The organism is Delftia lacustris (genome assembly GCF_040267515.1).
GTDB lineage: Bacteria > Pseudomonadota > Gammaproteobacteria > Burkholderiales > Burkholderiaceae_C > Comamonas > Comamonas tsuruhatensis.
In genome coordinates this window covers 229,579-245,501 of record NZ_CP141273.1, presented here as the reverse complement: position 1 = coordinate 245,501, position 15,923 = coordinate 229,579, and the positions used below count along the sequence as shown (strand labels likewise).

Genomic DNA, 15,923 nt, shown 5'->3' with positions numbered 1-15,923 from the left:
GGAGATCAATGGAGTAGTGGTGGTCGGCCGAACCACGTGTGCTCTCGGAAGCCAATTGTCGTGACACCGACACGACAATCTTGGCTGCCGACCGACTCACGAAACAGGCCGCAGGAGGACATCATCGGTGTATCTGGCACAACTGAGAATATCCAACTTCAGGAAACTACAGAAAGTTGATCTGAGCTTCCAGCCAGGACTGAACGTTCTGGTCGGCTCTAACAACGTCGGCAAGACCGCTGTCGTCGATGCACTGCGTGCGCTGCTTGCGGGGCATGATGAGCCGTACCCTCGCCTCGACAGCGAGGATATGCACCGGCCCAAGGGCGGTGCTCCGGCGGGCGACATCGAGTTCCAGTACGTCTTTCGTGATTTGGACCCGGATGACGAGGCCGATTTCCTGGCGGCGCTGAAGCCCGACGCACTCGGCAAGCTCGAAGCGCATATCACCATCCGTTACTCGGAAGCCGACAAGACGGGAAGGCTGCGTGCCAAGCGCTGGTGTGGCGACCACGAGGACATGGGCTTGACCGCAGACATGATGGAGAACTTGCGCGGTGTCTATCTGCCCCCGCTGCGGGACGCTTCGCAAGGACTCAAGCCCAGTCGCACCAGCCAATTGGCCCGGTTGTTTCAGCTCCTGGCTGACGACGCGGGACGCGATGGCATCAATGACGCGCTGAAGAAGCTCGACGAGGAGTTGAAGAAGCACGAGCCTGTCGTCAACACTCACACAGCCATCAAGAACCGGCACGGTACGATGCTTGGGCCGCAGCTTGCCCAAATTCTGGATCTTGGCCTGAGCGGTAGCGACTTTCAGCGGCTGGCGTCGCGCCTGTCGCTGGTGGTGGACACGTTCGAGATTGAGCAGAACGGGCTCGGCTTCAACAACTTGATCTTCATGGCCGTCGTGCTCAGTGAGCTGGCCAAGAACCCGGAAGCAAGCTATCGAGGCCTGATCATCGAGGAGCCGGAGGCGCACCTGCACCCGCAACTTCAGGCGGTACTGCTGGACTATCTGGGGACTATCAAGGCCGTCGAGGGCGAGAAGCCTGTCCAGTTGTTCGTTACAAGCCACTCCCCCAACTTCGCCAGCATCGCCGATCTCGACAGCCTTGCCTGCCTGGTCGATACGGGGAGCTCCGTGGAGACATTCTTTCCGCGTACGATCGCCTTCGGCAAGGGGAAGCGGGAGAAGCTGGAACGTTACCTCGACGTGACCCGTGCCGAGTTGTTCTTTGCCCGCCGTGTCATCTTCGTCGAAGGTGCGGCCGAGTTGATGCTGGTGAGCGTGTTGGCGGAGAAGTGCGGGCATAGGCTGCGCGAACACGGTGTCAGCCTGATCAGCGTCGAAGGATTGAACTTCGACTCGTTCCTGCCGCTGTTCGGCGAAAAGGCACTGAAGATCCCGGTCGCTGTCATAACAGACGCGGACCCGGTCGGCGAACCCGACGGCGACGGAGAACCGCAGGCGGCCTACCCCGCGCCCGGTACTGCTGTGAAGGTGTCGGACAACACCGCCAAGATGAAGGAAGGCGAGGATACCTTCGTCAAGGTATTCCACGGTCTCAAGACATTCGAATACGACTTGGCCCTGCATGCCGACAACCGTGTCGCGATGCTGGCGGCTCTCAAGGAACTGCATCCGAAGATCGGCGAAACCGTCGCAGTAGCGGTCGAAGCCGCGGAAGGCGATGCGGCCAAGGCGCGCGCCCTTTTCAGCGGCATGTTTGAGCGCCCGCAGAACAATGTGCAGAAAGGCCGCTTCGGCCAGGCACTCGCGCAGGTGATTGCCGATGGCGCCGCGTGCGTAGTGCCGGACTACATCCGCGAGGCAATCACCCACGCCTGTCAAGTCAAGGAGCCCGAGTAGTGACCCAGCCGTCCGACGAGCAGTTGCAGGTCATCGGCGCACCAATCGCACCGATGTCCGTAATTGCCTGCGCTGGCAGCGGCAAGACGTTCACCGCTGTACGCCGGCTGGCGCAGATGCGCCGACAGCTCGGTGACGACCGCGGTCGCGTCGCTCTCCTGTCGTTCTCCAATGTCGCCGTGGATACCTTTCGGCGCGAATACCAGAATATGGTCCAGGAGGTGCCCTCCAGAGTCGCCCACGGCCGCGTTGAGATCGACACGCTAGACACCTTCATCACCGGCAACGTGCTGCGCCCACACGCATATCGAACGATGGGTGCGCAGCAGGCCGCATTCCTTGTGATGGGCGGTGAAGCGTTCCTGGGCGGCTTCAGGTTCCAGACGAACACGTATCCTCGCGAGATCACGCAGATGCAGGTTGGCATCGACAACAACGGTGCCTATTTCTGCTACGCGGACAACGACCGGACGCTCAGGCTGGATACCATGCAAGCGACGCGCCTTGTGCATCGTCTTGGACAGGTAGGTGCCTATACACACAACCTCGGGCGCTACTGGTGCTACCGCACATTGGTAGAACAGCCCGGCATCCTGCGCGCCCTGGTCCGCCGCTATCCGCACATTCTGATCGACGAAGCGCAGGACATCGGTACGGCTCATCAGGCCATCATCGAGCAGCTTGTCGGTGCGGGCTGCCAGGTCTCGTTGATCGGTGATCCAAACCAAGGCATCTACGAGTTCGCCGGTGCCAATGGGGCGTTCCTGACACGGTACGGTCAGCGGGAAGGTGTCAACAGTCTCCACCTGACCAGGAACTTCCGGTCTGTGCCAGCGATTCTGGATTTGGCCAATATGCTGTCAACGCGGGCAGACACCGCGGACAGGTTAGTGCCCGATACGACGCATGGCGCTTTCTTCGTGCCCTACCGGAACGCCGAACGCGAGAACCTCATCGCTGCTTTCCAGGCGGCGGTGCTGGCGGCCGACCTGAAGCTGGAAAGCTCGGCCGTGCTGTGCCGCGCCCGGGACATGGCCAACAAGCTCGGCGGCAACGAAGGGGCGCCAGGCCAGGGAACCGTCAAGGCTCTCGCACAGGCCGCCATCCTGCGCGACCGGCACCAGGACTATCTCGCCGCGTTCAAGCTGGTGGCTTCCGGCATCGTCGGTCTACTTGCCAACCCGCCGCAGGGACTGGTGGCAAGGATCACGCAGCCCGCGCGCTACCCGGATGATCGAATGCTGCGACGGCTCGTTTGGGCATTCACACGCAATCGGGATTCGGGGCTGCCGGCCGCGACATTGACCGGGGACACGCAGTGGCATCCGCTGCTGCTGGAACGGACGAGGACATTGCTGGCGCAAATCGCACAAGACCACGGCTTGGCGAGCACCAACAACCTGGGCAACAAGCTCGCAAAAAGGGGGTTGCCCAATGCGCCGCTGATCACCGCCGCTGACTTGGCAGCGAACGACGACGCACCGCGCATCCGAGTGGACACAGTCCATCAGGCGAAGGGCGAAAGCCTTGATGCTGTGCTGTACTTGGCGAACCGGGAACACGCCAATGCGCTGCTGGCCGGCGTAGACACCGAAGTCGGGCGCATCGGCTATGTTGCCGTGACTCGCGCCCGCAATCTTCTGTGGCTCGGTGTACCGGCCAATGCGCTGGAGGAATTGAGACCCGTCTTGCTTGAACGGGGGTTTCAGGAAGCCGGCGCAGCGATAGCCCTAGCGTAGCAGCCGTCAGGCCGCTCGCAAGTCGCTCGAACTCCGAGACAGCGTCTCGGAAATCCTGATGCCTATGGTAAGGCAGGGATTGAAGCCGGATCGCCCAGCAGCGCCGACGGCGCTGCGGACGACGCAAATCCCTGGTGCCTGGTCATGCCGTCGCTTCGGCAGGCTGCTGCTTGGCGCCGGTGATCGCCTTGCGCCGACTCGCCACCAGTTCGGCGGCCTCCCGGACCGGCTTGTCCTCGGTGTGGACATAGCGCATGAACATCACCACGGTCTTGTGCGCCGTGAGTGCCATGCCGACCTTGACCGGAATGCCCGAGTTCGCAATGTCGGTCGCCGAGCGGTGTCGAATGCCGTGCGTCCCCACGTGCGTTGCCCCCGCAGCTTTGAGTGCACGGCTCCAGCCGCCGTAATACTCGCCTGTGGTCAGGTGTTGTCCCGGATGGCGCGGCGACGGTAGCACATAGCGAGCGCCTTCCTTGTGCGGCGCTGTCGAAAGCAGCCGGTAGGCTTCCTCGCTCATGGGCTTGGACATGCCGCCGGTCTTGCTGTCAGGCCAGACGACCCGCCGGTTCTCCAGATCGACCCATTCCCATTCGAGCGAGACGATTTCGCCACGGCGGCCAGCGAACTCGAACTGCAGGCGGATCGCCAACGGGACCACGTAGTTCTCCAGCCCTTCGGCCTCGATCTTGTCAAGCTGTCGGAACAGCTTGCCCATGTCCTCGTCGCTGATGAGATGGGTGGACTTGCCAGCCGGAAACAACTGGATATGCCGGCAGGGGTTGCTGCCATCGGGCCGGTAGCCCCACACCTCGGCCAGATTGAACATCTTGCGCAAGATGCTGAACGCCTTGTTCGCCTCGGTGGGCTTGTACGAAAACTTTTCCATCAGCCCGGCAATGTCGGGGCGCTTCACGTCCTGGACCTTCTTGCGGCCCAGCAGCGGGATGATGCAGCGGTCGATGACGCGCTGATAGCCGACCTGGGTGCTGGGCTTGTTGCGCTTCTTGGAGTGATCCTCCATGAACTTCTTGCACAGCTCCTCGACGGTAGGTGCTTTGCGCGCTTCGGCCTTGGCTGCGCCGGGATCACCGCCCCGACGTACCTGAGCCAGCCACTCCTGTGCCAAGGATCGGGCCTGTTCGACAGTCAGCTCTCCGTACTGACCGAGCGCGGGCTTGCGGCGCTCGCCGGCGTTCGTCCGGTACTGGAGCATGAACACCTTGCGACCCGATGGGGTAATCTTGCACAAGAAGCCGGGCACCAACGTGTCCCGGAGTTCGACGGCCTGCGCCTGGGGTTGTGCCGCATCGACAGCGGACTTGGTGAGCTTGATCTTTGCCATGATGACTCCTCGGAGAGACCCGGTTCCCAGGAGCCTTCTAGGGGCCAACAGAGGGGAAGTCGGGTCAAGTTTCGGAAAGCACCGGCATATGTTGAACTCGCCTAAGTCCTTGATAAACCTGCTGTATCTGGCTGTGGCGTAGTCCAGCGAAGTCCGGTGCTGGAGGCATCCTGAAATGAAAAAGCCCCGGGGCCTTCACCTCGGGGCTTATAAGTCGCTTGGGTAGGGGAGTGCTAGTCGCCCTGCGATGAAGTAGACGGCGCCTGCGCCAGGTCAATGGTCTTAAGGCGCATTTCCTCAAGCGACACGACATGCAGGCGTTGCCAGTTCCGCTGAAAGGTGAGCGCAGGGTTTGCGCTGACAATCCGTGCCGTGCTGCGGATACCGTTCAGTGCCTCATCTTCGTTTGCGAACGTGGCCACGACGACGAGGCCCGGGTGCTTCGCCAGCAGTGTGCGCAGCGTCGTCGTGCCCGTATCCGTCATGCCGACATACCGATAGGAGTCGAGGGGAAGCGTGGCGTGACGTACCCGGCGTGACTTCCCCAGAGCGCTCAGCGTCGTGAGCGGTGGAGGTGCAGGCCTGGGTTCACCAAAGGCGGGGTGTTCATAGAACTCGCGGGCAGGTTCGGACGACTGGTCAAACACCAGCAGTCTGTCGCTTTCCTTGAACCTTATGCGCTGTATGTCGATGAGCGAGGCTTGACCAACGTCCACAATGAAGCCGCCCTTACGGTCCACGACGTGCGCCGCCAGGAGCGTTTTTCCGCTGCCGGGAGGGCCGATGAGGGCCACAACCTCCAGAGTGCCAGGGTGGACACTACTCAAGGCTTCGTCGATGAGCTGGTAAGCCTGGCGCTGCCAGCTCTCGTCAAAGCGAGGAGGGAGGTTGCCTGGAAACCGCGAGCCTCGCTTGATAGCCTCGGACTGCAGTAGCTTCACTGCCTCTTGGTGGTCCCAGCCGCGAATGTCAGGATCAGTGGCGCGCCTGCGCAGGTCGTAGTAGCTGTCACAGCCCAGTAGGCGCGATGCAAGGTCCAGACACTCATCATGTGAGGCATCGGGACGGAGTTGCTTTTTGATGCTGCGCGCGAGGCGCGAGATTTGGACGCGGCCGGCGAAAGCCTCGTCGTTGCGAAAGTGAAAATCCATGTCGTTCTCCAGTTTTCCCGGGCGAAAGCCGTGGACGCATACAACAACCCGGTGATCCAGAGATCGAAAGGGAAGATGAAGTTGGTGCAAAAAACAAGGCCCTGCCTAATCGGCCCCCCGATTGCGTCCGGAGGTGGCGGCAGGGATTCTAGGGGGTACGGCCCAGTCTGACAAGTGATGGACGATGAAAAGAAAAAGCCCCACGCATGCTCAAGAGAGCAAGCGTGGGGCTTTGGTGGGGTGCCGAGATCAGGAGGCGCAGGCCTCTTCTGAACTGGCAGGAGCGGTGAAGCTCTCCAGGATGTCGGGAAGTCGGGAGGTCTCGGACGCACCCGCAATGTCGTCCAAGAAATGATGGCCTTCCACCGAGAGCTGCTCGTCTCGCCAAGGTTCGAATTCGCAGTCGAGCACTGATTTCGCGTGCGCCTCACTGGGCATGGATTCCGCCCAGATGACGTAGGTCGAGCAGCCGGCGCAGTGGGTATGCGTGACTGTGTAAGGCTTGAGTCCGTCAAGCTGCTGAGCTTCCTGCAGCATGGCCAGCGCCTGCCTGCGGAGCTGCAGGGCCTTTGTGGACTTCGGGTCGGTGCATGTCATCGTAATTTCCTTGAGAAATGCGGAAGGCTCCGGCCCAGTGGGCATCAGGTGCCCTCCATGGGTTTCAATACCCCCGTGCCACAAACGGCACGGGAGGCGATGGTTGCGCGACTACTCGCAGTCTTTCAGGGGGTGGATGTACGTCGCCCAACGTTCCCCGGATGGGAGCGCGGATGCGATATCCACCACCTTCGACATGGCGGAGAGATGCTCAATAAAGCTATCCGAGAGGATGGCGCTATGGAGGTACATCAGATCCGCGAGAGTGCACGTGCCATGCACTTCGGCGATGCCCGATAGTGTCTCAACGCTGTTGAGCAGTTCGACCATGAACTGGCCTGCTAGCTCCGCGCAGATCACCGTTTTACAGGCGGCGAGCTCTGCCGCACGTTGCGGCTGTGCATCCGCATTTCCGCTGGGAACGAGGCGGCCATGGACGCCTGAAACCATGCCGGTGGCAAGGGACAACTTGTCGCAGGCGCCCATCATCTCGCGGTCTCCTGTCGCTTGGAAACCCGCGTTGAGGGTCGCCTGAGCTTGCAACAAGTCGATGAGCACACCATTCGCCAGCCGGAGAACTCCCTTGTAAATCGACGCGTTGTAGACAGCTTTGGCGCACAAGTAGTGCTGCACGAGGGCGGCCGGTATCTCCTCATAGGCCAACTGGCCTGAGCATTCGGAGTGAGCAACCAGATCGTCTCCCGAGGTTTCGGAATCGTCTTCTTCAAGCATGGTGCCGTCTTCCAGGAACACCGAGATCTCGAAGTCATCGAGGACTGCGATACCCTGGTTCTCATGAAACTCGGTCAGCACCGCCGCAGCAATCGCTGAGGACTCCCGCTTAGTCATAGCCAGAGGAGCGACCGCGCGTGCAAGGCGGAGCTCAATCAGGAAGATGCCGGGAAGACCTCCATCGTCCTCATCAGACGCGTCCCCTTGGACGACGACGAAGCAGTTGAGCCTGTCTCCATCGACGTGCACGGGCACAATCGGCGCCCGTGTATCTGGATCGATCTGGGCGGCGAGCTCCTTCAGCTGCAGGATGACGACTGCTGCCAGCGTGCCCCAGGTCTGCCCTTTGCTGTCGGTGGCTGTAGCTTCCACTAGGGCCCCTGTCGCAGGGTCGAAGCGCACTGTGAAATTGAGGGTGTAGCGCGGGGCGGGCCCGTCATCCTCAATCTCGGTTTCGACGTAGACCTTGCGGGTCCGCTCGTAGCCGGGGGTGGTGTATTCCCAGCCCGCAACTTCGGCAACCTCAACTCCGTTGCCGAAGTAGTAGTTCTCGAATGCGCGGTCTGCGGCGGTAGCCTGGTAAACGGTGCTTTCCATTCTCTTTTCTCCTGTAGATAAAAAGACGGGCACCTACCCTGAGGGCTGATGCGCCCGTCATGGGTTATCCCCCTGCCGTCCGAGGACGGGAGGGGGCTGGGTTGCGATTGATAGGAGCAGGTGCAGTGGGTGCGATGCCGTTGGCCGACGACGCAATCCACCTGGGGTTCGATCAGCTCGCCAAGGACCAGACGCCCCGCGCCAACGGTGCAAAGCAGGTCTGGTTTTGGTTCAGCGTCTGACGAACTTTTGCTTGCCAATGGGGGTTGGCCGAGAGACGCTCAGGAGCATTCTTGGCCACGACCGCATAGATTTCGGACAGGGTTGCTTTGCCGCCAAGACTCACCAGTACCGTTCGCACCAGTGCCTTCCATGTTGAGGTCAGCCGAGCCGCTTGCTGCTTGGCCATGCTTGCCAGGTCGGAAAGGAACGAGGTGATCACCTCAGGGCGGCGCCAAAGAAGGATGTACTCGTGTGTCAATCTGGGCAGCCTCATGCCGCGATAGGTACGCGTGTCCGACATGACGTTGTGCTGCTGCTTGATCAGCACGGCCGCCAACTCCTGCGATGGCATTCGCGCGATGGCTTCCGCCTGGTAGGAAACATAGGCGCCGTTCTTACGCTTGTCGCCAACAATCGTCCCGTAGTAGCCGCCAGGTTTAGTCGCATCGCGCTGGTTAAGGAGCGCGATGTGAAGCTTCTCGTGGAAGTCTGCTTCGCTGGTGCAGCGGGAAAGATCGTCAGGATGAGGGGAGCCCCACACCTCACCGGAGTAGATCACCATGTCCCCGTAGGGTGGGTGTGAGAGGCAAAGATCAGCATGCTTGCCGACGGCGTCCAGGATGCTGTCCCGGAGTACGTTGTGTCCGCTGTGTAGATCAAGGCCGTAGGCCTCGATGCTCAGTTCCCTTGCAACCTCGATGGAGGTTCCAGAGCCGCACATGGGATCTACGAAGACTGCTGGGCGCAGCTGCTCAAAAATCGTTTTGTAGACGTACCCAGAGCAATTGCCGCGCCACTTGGCATTACCCCAAGGGCCGCGCTGGGGAAAAGAAAGAACACTCATCAAGAACTCCTGTGAAGAGGACCGAAGAGCGAAACCCCTGAGGACTTCGCATCCCCGGTGGGTTTTAGGAAAGCACCCGAAGGTGCGGATTTGCTGGTTGCCAAAGCACGGCCAGCTGCCGTATCAGCCCAAGGCGTTACGCCGAGGAGTTGAATGCTTTCCAAAGCACCAGGCCTGCGCGGGCGTTGATGCTTTGGAAAGCCCTCCTGCCCTTGCGGTCAGGAGGGAAGTGCTTCTGGGACCTCCCAGAAGATGTAGTGGTTGTTCAGCGCCAGCGCCTCTGGCGAAGAGGCTGAGATTCACCCAGTTCTCCAGGCCTTGCCCCGGCGCGGACAAGCTGTGGAGCTGGGCTGATTGCGCGCTGAAGGCTCGGCCGTGTCTCCTGGCCCGGTGGGGCCAGGGACAAGGCTTAGAGCTGGTGCAGCGCGCCGATCAGGTCAAAGCGCTGCAGCGCATCAAGCAGGCCACGAGGCACGAATGCCCAGACCGTTGTGCGTCCCAGCTCGACGTGTTCGCGATCAGGCACCGCGAACTGCACGCCTGGGTAGGCGATGGCGAGCTTTGGAAAGGCTCTCAGGATCTGGCTGGACTTCTCCTCCTGCAAAGGGAGGCTCAAGTACCAGGGATCCTGTGGGTCAACCTTGCCTCTCTCGCTTTCGACTGTGGCGAAGGGAACCTCGAACAGGATGCCCCAAACACCGTCCTTGCGAACGATGGACGAGACGTTCCAGGGCATTTGCGCCTGCAGGCTCCGGAGAAGAGCGGGATCGCTCTGGAGTCTGGGAAATGCAGGACGCTTTTCAGGGTCCGGTGCATTGAGCAATCCGCAGCGGTCCGTCAGGCGTAGGCTGATCCTCCATTTCGTCCACCCCCGGGCTTCCGACTCACGAACGAGAACTAAGGGATCGAGGAGGTAGTGCACTCCCTCAACGCCGTAGGTCCGTTCCATGTCTTCGGTTCTGGGTTTGACGAACTCCACACAGCAGTCGCCCAGGCCATGGCCTGTGTCCTGATTGTGGAATTGCCGACCTGTGATGCTCCCTCCGCAGCAACAGCAAACCAAGCCGCGAACGGGCTTCACGATGTCCGGGTGAACTGTGCTGACGCACATGAGCGAATCAATTTCCATGGCGAGTTCCTTTGAATTGGTTCTCATCCAGGGATGTGCTGGGCCGAGGCCGCGTTGGCAGCGGCGAGCACCTTCTGCGCCAAATCGTCGCGGCTCATGTTGAACCGGTCCTCAAACTCCCAATACTGGTGGCCTGTGCGCGCGAAGATGGTGGTTATGTCGCCGCAGGAATGCTCCATGAAGCGGAAGCTCTCGACGCCCTGGTGCGTTTCCCACCGTAGCGGGGGCAAGCACTCGAAGGCTTCTTGGAAGCGTTCTTCGGTGATGAGCCTGGGCTCTGTCACGTAGCTGTCGTCCTGCATTCTGCTGAAGGTGTCCCTCTCGGTAACCAGCAGCTCAGTCTTCATGCGCGAGCTGAGTTCTTCCTTGGTCATCCGGGTGTAGCGACCAATCACGCGGCCATCCTCCAGAGTGACCAGGTCATCCACCAAGCGCGGGTGCCGTTCGCTGGCGCTGGCGGGAACGTATAGCACCTGGTGGGTGGTTTGCAGAGTGATGTTGGTGTCCATGGTCTTTCTCCTATGTGAAAAACCGGGTACACATCGCCCACGCTGGGGATGCGGTCCCCGGTGGGATTGAGATGCCCAAGCCTGGTGGCAGGGGCGGTAGTAGCTGCATTGCCGAAGGCGCGGGCAGCTGCCGCATCGGTCCACTTGCGTTGAAGCGGGTTGCCTTAGTCCGATACTGCCCAGAGGCAGTGATGAAGGGAACTGACTGCCTCTTTGCGCAGAAGCAGCACCAAAGTTCTCAGGTAGCGCGAACCGATCAGGGCTATGACGCCGCCTGCTGAGCGCAGTTTTGATAAGCGGATCCGTTCCATTTCTGCAGCAGCATCATGGAAGGGCTATCGACACTCCTTGCGGCTTCCCGAAGAGCGTCAGCATCATCTGTGGCTCCGATCATCACCCATCCGAAGACGGAGGGGTGCCGGTAGCTCTTGAGACCTCTGGCCGCAAGCGGTAAGGAGGTCATTAGCAGCGCATAGCGGCTGCTGTTCACACTTTTCATAGTGGCTCCAGAAAAAGCCCGGAACCACCTCCCCTGCGGGAAGCTGTCCCGCGGGGGTTTGTTGAACATCCGGCGACGCCGAACGTGAAAATTGCTGGTTTCTGCTCCTCAGCTTGGAGAACTACGACAGGCAAATCCTGTGCGAAAGATGCGGAGATTCTAGCGCATGCTCGGCCCCCTCAAGAGGGCGAGTAACAGAGGTCGTTTACCCGACCAGCAAACTGAGGTCCACACCAACAATTGAACAATACTGGGACATTCCTAGCAATTAAGATACAATTAGAATTGACAATTAATTGATCTTTTATTTGATGGGAGTTGTACTAAACCTATGACGAAGGCAATCCTGTTCCTCAGCCTGTCAGCGGCGTGGTCGATGGTATGGCTCCTGTGGGACTGCTCTGAGAGCTGCCAACTGACGACGGTAGACCTTCTTATACGGTGGAGCAGCTCACTTGCAGCGTTCTTGCTGCTTGCTTGGATTTCAACTTTGCGGAACCGGAGGCGTGGATGAGTTCGGATATGACAGAGGATGTTTTCGCGGACACACAATACGGCAAGCTGGCGCTGGAGAAGCTGGCGCCGGTGCCCGGAAATTTCCGGCTTTTCGAGGCGGGTTGGTTGGGCAAGCGGCCCGAGGATTGGCGCGTGATGTGCGTCAAGGGAGCGGAGTTCAGGGTGGCCAAGGCAGGCCCGCGCAAAGGCACATTGAGCATCATGGTGAAGGGCACGGAGCGAAGCGTCTGCCTCACCAGGGAAGAGATCGCCGCTGCAGGCGCGGACAATACCGCATGACCAGTTCCACTATCCGCCCCAACCATCGGCGAGCAGCCTCCGCCTTCCTGGATGCCCTGGAGGGGCCTTTCCGGCGTCAGCAGCTGGCTCAGGCCATCTACCCTCACACGACTCCCCGGTCGCGCGACCGAGCCGACCAGATTGCCCAGTCGCTCATGGTCGAGATGGCCAAGTCGGGTGCTATCCAGCGCCACGCTCACCTTCACTGGGTCAAGGTGGCCACGAAGAGGATCTTGCGCAGCGGGCGGGAAGTGCCCGAGTTGCAGGGTCCGGTTCCCCCGCTTTCGCTGGACACCCGCTGCCCGCAGAAGTGGGCAGCCCTTGACATGGAGACCGGGGAAGTTATGGTGGGAACTGCGCAAGGCTGGCGGCGCGCGACACGCGCCCAACGGGCAGAAGTCGCTGTCTGTATGGGGACAGCTTCAGGGGGGAAGTTGAAATGATCTCCACCATGCCCGATTGGGCCAAGGGCGTGAAGTTAGGCGACTACCTCACTGTTCAGCAGGAATTCCTGACTCGCGGTGGAGAACAGGGGCAGGTGGTGCTGGTGAATGAGGAGGGCGCGGGCATCGACTTCTTCTGCGATGTGAATGGGAATCCCAAGGGGCTACCCAGCATTGAGTTTTGGGAGTGGGGCGAGATCATCCCGGTGTGATGAAGGCGGTGTGTTCGTACCGTTCGATGGTGGTGGCGACCCTATGCTCCATCAAATAAGATTTTCTGATTTGGCTGGATTTGGCTTTCGCCCCGATTTGCGCTGCGGCTCGTAGCGCATGATTTCTGTTCGTTGAGTGCCGTTCGTAGCGATTGCCCAGCGCCAGCACTACATTGGGCCTTCCGATGACCACAGCTTGCAGATGCGCTCGTGCCAGCAGCCCGGGTAGAAGCGTTATTGCAAACTGTTGTAACCGTGATCAATATGACTTCCTCAACCACCAGGAGGAGTCAGCATGTCCATTCGGATCGCGGAAGATCGAGTCATATACGACGACGACAATATTCTTGAAATTTGCGCCACTGACATCGGGGCGTCAGAAATCAATCCACGCATCGGCGGGCGTAAGCGGGTTGTAGTGCACGCGGATACCCTGCGTTTGGATTCACCAATCATTGCTCCGGGCGCTACCGTCACACTCATTGCGCGAAAGGCCTTTGGCGGGTCGCAGGCCACCGTAAATGTGTCCGGCATTGACGGGGTAGACGCGCCGCAGGTTCGGCCTCCTACGCCGATTGATGCCGCTGCTCCGCCACAGGATGGTAAGGACGGAGGGAGCGGCGGGCATGCGGGCAGCATTGAAGTTCTCTTCAAGGATCTCTATGGGCCGTTGGCGCTCATCGCGGTGGGCGGCCGGGGAGGATTGGCGCAGCCTGGAGCGAACGGAGCGAATGGGAAGAGGGGCTATCCGGACAATGCCGAGGGCAAGCCCGGTGGGCCTGGCGGTGATGCAGGGCCGCCTGGCCATGCTGGTCGGCCTGGCACAGCTGGAAACGGCGGGCTCATCCGGACCTTTGTGGACAGCGGATCCGAACAGCTGAGTTTTTCGTTCGTGGGCGGTGCGGCGGCACCTGCTGCTATGCATGGGAGTCCAGGCACACCCGGTGAGGGAGGGGTGGGGGGCAAGCGGTGGAAGTGCTATCCGCAGGATCGGGGCCCAAAAATCACGGTTCCACTGCAATTTAGAGGCAGGGACTGTTTTCCTGACGGGAAGCACCCCGACGGTCAGCGCGGCAGACCTGCCTCGCCAATCTCCGACGCTGCGGCCGAGGGAAGCGCAGGGCAGAACGGCTCAGCGGCGCCAGGGGATGTCTTCCGCCATGGCCTCTCCATCCCACTGCGGGGCGTCAAGCTGCTGGGCATCGACGCCGACCTACAGCACTTGCGCGGCAACGAGGAGGAGGCCGCAGCCATTGCGGCCTGGCTGTTTGCCATATCCAACTCGGCGGGCGACGGCCAGATGCAGGAGATCCGGCTGCGGCTCTCGGCGACACTGGCGCGGATATCTGCCGGCATGCCGCCTGTAGGCATCCAGGGCGTCTATTGCTCGCTCCGCCCGATCGACTTCCACATAAACAACCTGCGCGGCATGCTGGAAAGCCGTGCTCGCGCTCGCTTCTACGTCGCCGAGCTGCGCGATGAGCACGTTCAGGTTGAGACCGTCCGCCTTGCCGCTCAAAAGGTGATCAGTAATGCATTGGAGGTGGCAACCCTCGGCAAGGCGCGTCTGGGGGAGGTTAATGCGAGGCTGCAAGACGTTTCAAAGCAATTGGATGCGATTGCAACCACTTACTGGGAGGTGTGGCAGCAGGTTCAGAAGGCGGATGAGCAATTCAAGGATGCAGTGGCACGGAAGAACCCGTGTGCGAGCTTCCTGAACACCGTCATCGCAGTTTCCATGGTGGTGGTGACTGTCGCGTCAGGCGGGGCCACTGCTGCCTCCATCGTTGCCGGTGGCGCCGAGGCCTTCCAGTGGCTCAGCAAGGACGCTCAGACCAAGAAGGAGTACGGAGCGATCATCGACTCGTCGAACAAGTTCAAGACGCGCCTGGAGGGCTATGCAAAGGACGCTAAGGGTGTCGCCACGGCGGCTGAGAAGCTGAAGGAGTTCCTTGGTGGGGACGAATTGGAACCACCATCTGACCAGGTCCGCATCAGCATGTCCCGGGAGGACTTCAACCGAATGATCGAGCCCTACAAAGGTATGGCCGAGGCAGAACGGCTGCGCGGGCTCATGGACAAGTTCTTCTCCATGACTGAGACGCGCAATAGCCTCCTCATCGAAAACACGCAACTGATCGTGGAGCTCGCCACCATCCGGGCTGCGATTGCGACTGCCCAGCGCCAGCGTGATGATTTCGAGAGGGCTGATGGGAGCGCCCTTCTCACGCAGATCGGCGACGTGTACGAGGCCGCTCTATGGGCAGACCTGGAGTTCGGCAAGCGCCATCTCGTGGCACTTGCTGAGGCAAATTCCGCGTTCGAGTACGAGTGGATTGCTCCCCGATTCGTGGACCTTTCAAGCACACGGGGCGAACACATCGAGAAGGAGTACGACCGCATGCTTGGGGATCGACGGCTGATCCCCGTCGATAGCAGGCTCGCGTCGGTGTGCGAGTTCCGCATCAGTGGGAACAGCCACAAGGAGGTGTTCGATCAGTTGAAAGGCGACAAGGCCTATGTATCCCTGATGCCAGGTCACGTCGCTGGCGCTCAGAGGAGCCGATGGGACGAACGCTCGACCTCGCTGGGAATCCAGCTGGTCTTTGACAGCGATTACCTGACCCACAAGGTGGTGGAGACGCCTGCAATGCTGACAAGCATGGGCGTCTCTTGGTTCAAATCGGAGGCTGGGCAGATGTTCTCCTTGAAGGTTCCCAAGCGCAGCGCCGTGAGCACCGCGCGCACAGCTCTGAACATGGATCTCGTCCAAGAGGAGCGCAACTTCATGGATGCCCGAACCGACATCGTGGAGGTCTCGCCTTTTGGCGTCTGGGCCCTACAGCTGCCGGGGATCTCGGAGCACCTTCATCACCTGCAGGAAATCCGATTCGTCTTTGTGGGTACGGCACGGCACTCTCCTGACATGCGGGTGGCAATTCGTCGCTACGGGGATGCGCTGCTTGAGAGCCACATCAGCGCGGCGCAGACGGCGAAAGTCAACGCTGGAACTGGCGGCACAGCGCCCCTCCCGTTGCTTCCGTTCGACGTGGATGCAGAGGATGCGTTCTACGCGAGTCCGGCTGGCCTCAGAGTACGAGAGGCGGTGAAGATGCGACTCGTGGAGGATGCCGTCTTCAGTGCGCAGGCGCCGGCCGCTTGAGGCGGCGGAGAAATTCCGCGAAAAGCTCGAAAGCTGCGAGCTTTTCGCGATATTTTGAAGAGGCTGAGTCTGT

12 protein-coding genes are annotated in these 15,923 nt (G+C 60.6%); 5 read left to right on the top strand and 7 right to left on the bottom strand.

Features of this window, described 5'->3' with window-relative positions:
* The first annotated feature begins 127 nt into the window (after nt 1–127).
* Nucleotides 128–1,873, top strand: a complete 1,746-nt coding sequence (locus tag U6958_RS01190) for an ATP-dependent endonuclease (protein WP_052814407.1) — start codon at nt 128–130, stop codon at nt 1,871–1,873.
* Nucleotides 1,873–3,612 carry a UvrD-helicase domain-containing protein gene (locus U6958_RS01185; RefSeq protein ID WP_035480908.1) on the top strand — a complete coding sequence of 580 codons (1,740 nt, stop codon included), beginning with the start codon at nt 1,873–1,875 and terminating at the stop codon, nt 3,610–3,612. Before U6958_RS01190 ends, U6958_RS01185 begins: the two co-directional genes overlap by 1 nt.
* A 142-nt stretch (nt 3,613–3,754) precedes the next feature.
* Here U6958_RS01185 and U6958_RS01180 read toward each other — a convergent pair whose 3' ends face one another.
* From U6958_RS01180 to U6958_RS01150, 7 genes are all read right to left on the bottom strand, one after another.
* Nucleotides 3,755–4,957 (bottom strand): site-specific integrase, encoded by a 1,203-nt coding sequence (locus U6958_RS01180; RefSeq protein ID WP_035480906.1) that lies wholly within the window; start codon nt 4,955–4,957, stop codon nt 3,755–3,757.
* Nucleotides 4,958–5,190: 233 nt separating this feature from the next.
* Nucleotides 5,191–6,108 carry an ATP-binding protein gene (locus U6958_RS01175; protein WP_047219293.1) on the bottom strand — a complete coding sequence of 306 codons (918 nt, stop codon included), beginning with the start codon at nt 6,106–6,108 and terminating at the stop codon, nt 5,191–5,193.
* A 249-nt stretch (nt 6,109–6,357) separates the two neighbouring features.
* Entirely contained in the window at nt 6,358–6,705 is a 348-nt protein-coding gene (locus U6958_RS01170) for a hypothetical protein (protein ID WP_074921878.1), read from the bottom strand.
* 111 nt (nt 6,706–6,816) lie between these two features.
* A complete protein-coding gene (locus tag U6958_RS01165) occupies nt 6,817–8,034 on the bottom strand; it encodes a hypothetical protein (RefSeq protein ID WP_047219291.1) in 1,218 nt (405 codons plus the stop codon).
* A gap of 172 nt (nt 8,035–8,206) precedes the next feature.
* Nucleotides 8,207–9,100 (bottom strand): hypothetical protein, encoded by an 894-nt coding sequence (locus U6958_RS01160; RefSeq protein WP_074921880.1) that lies wholly within the window; start codon nt 9,098–9,100, stop codon nt 8,207–8,209.
* A 409-nt stretch (nt 9,101–9,509) separates the two neighbouring features.
* Nucleotides 9,510–10,229, bottom strand: a complete 720-nt coding sequence (locus U6958_RS01155) for a hypothetical protein (protein ID WP_047219637.1) — start codon at nt 10,227–10,229, stop codon at nt 9,510–9,512.
* 23 nt (nt 10,230–10,252) lie between these two features.
* Nucleotides 10,253–10,738 carry a hypothetical protein gene (locus U6958_RS01150; protein ID WP_047219636.1) on the bottom strand — a complete coding sequence of 162 codons (486 nt, stop codon included), beginning with the start codon at nt 10,736–10,738 and terminating at the stop codon, nt 10,253–10,255.
* Nucleotides 10,739–11,759: 1,021 nt separating this feature from the next.
* Between U6958_RS01150 and U6958_RS01145 the strand changes: the two genes are divergently transcribed.
* From U6958_RS01145 to U6958_RS01135, 3 genes are all read left to right on the top strand, one after another.
* Nucleotides 11,760–12,032: a hypothetical protein gene (locus U6958_RS01145; protein WP_232244071.1), complete on the top strand. Its 273-nt coding sequence runs from the start codon at nt 11,760–11,762 to the stop codon at nt 12,030–12,032.
* Nucleotides 12,033–12,471: 439 nt separating this feature from the next.
* A complete protein-coding gene (locus tag U6958_RS01140; protein WP_047219634.1) occupies nt 12,472–12,687 on the top strand; it encodes a hypothetical protein in 216 nt (71 codons plus the stop codon).
* Nucleotides 12,688–12,982: 295 nt separating this feature from the next.
* Complete coding sequence (locus U6958_RS01135) at nt 12,983–15,850, top strand: hypothetical protein (protein ID WP_143044564.1); 2,868 nt, start codon at nt 12,983–12,985, stop codon at nt 15,848–15,850.
* The last annotated feature ends 73 nt before the right edge of the window (nt 15,851–15,923 follow it).

Coding starts and splice junctions, on each gene's coding strand:
- U6958_RS01155 (WP_047219637.1), bottom strand. CDS start 10,229: ATGGAAATTGATTCGCTCATGTGCGTCAGCACAGTTCACCCGGACATC.
- U6958_RS01180 (WP_035480906.1), bottom strand. CDS start 4,957: ATGGCAAAGATCAAGCTCACCAAGTCCGCTGTCGATGCGGCACAACCC.
- U6958_RS01145 (WP_232244071.1), top strand. CDS start 11,760: ATGACAGAGGATGTTTTCGCGGACACACAATACGGCAAGCTGGCGCTG.
- U6958_RS01175 (WP_047219293.1), bottom strand. CDS start 6,108: ATGGATTTTCACTTTCGCAACGACGAGGCTTTCGCCGGCCGCGTCCAA.
- U6958_RS01170 (WP_074921878.1), bottom strand. CDS start 6,705: ATGACATGCACCGACCCGAAGTCCACAAAGGCCCTGCAGCTCCGCAGG.
- U6958_RS01150 (WP_047219636.1), bottom strand. CDS start 10,738: ATGGACACCAACATCACTCTGCAAACCACCCACCAGGTGCTATACGTT.
- U6958_RS01135 (WP_143044564.1), top strand. CDS start 12,983: ATGTCCATTCGGATCGCGGAAGATCGAGTCATATACGACGACGACAAT.
- U6958_RS01160 (WP_074921880.1), bottom strand. CDS start 9,100: ATGAGTGTTCTTTCTTTTCCCCAGCGCGGCCCTTGGGGTAATGCCAAG.
- U6958_RS01140 (WP_047219634.1), top strand. CDS start 12,472: ATGATCTCCACCATGCCCGATTGGGCCAAGGGCGTGAAGTTAGGCGAC.
- U6958_RS01165 (WP_047219291.1), bottom strand. CDS start 8,034: ATGGAAAGCACCGTTTACCAGGCTACCGCCGCAGACCGCGCATTCGAG.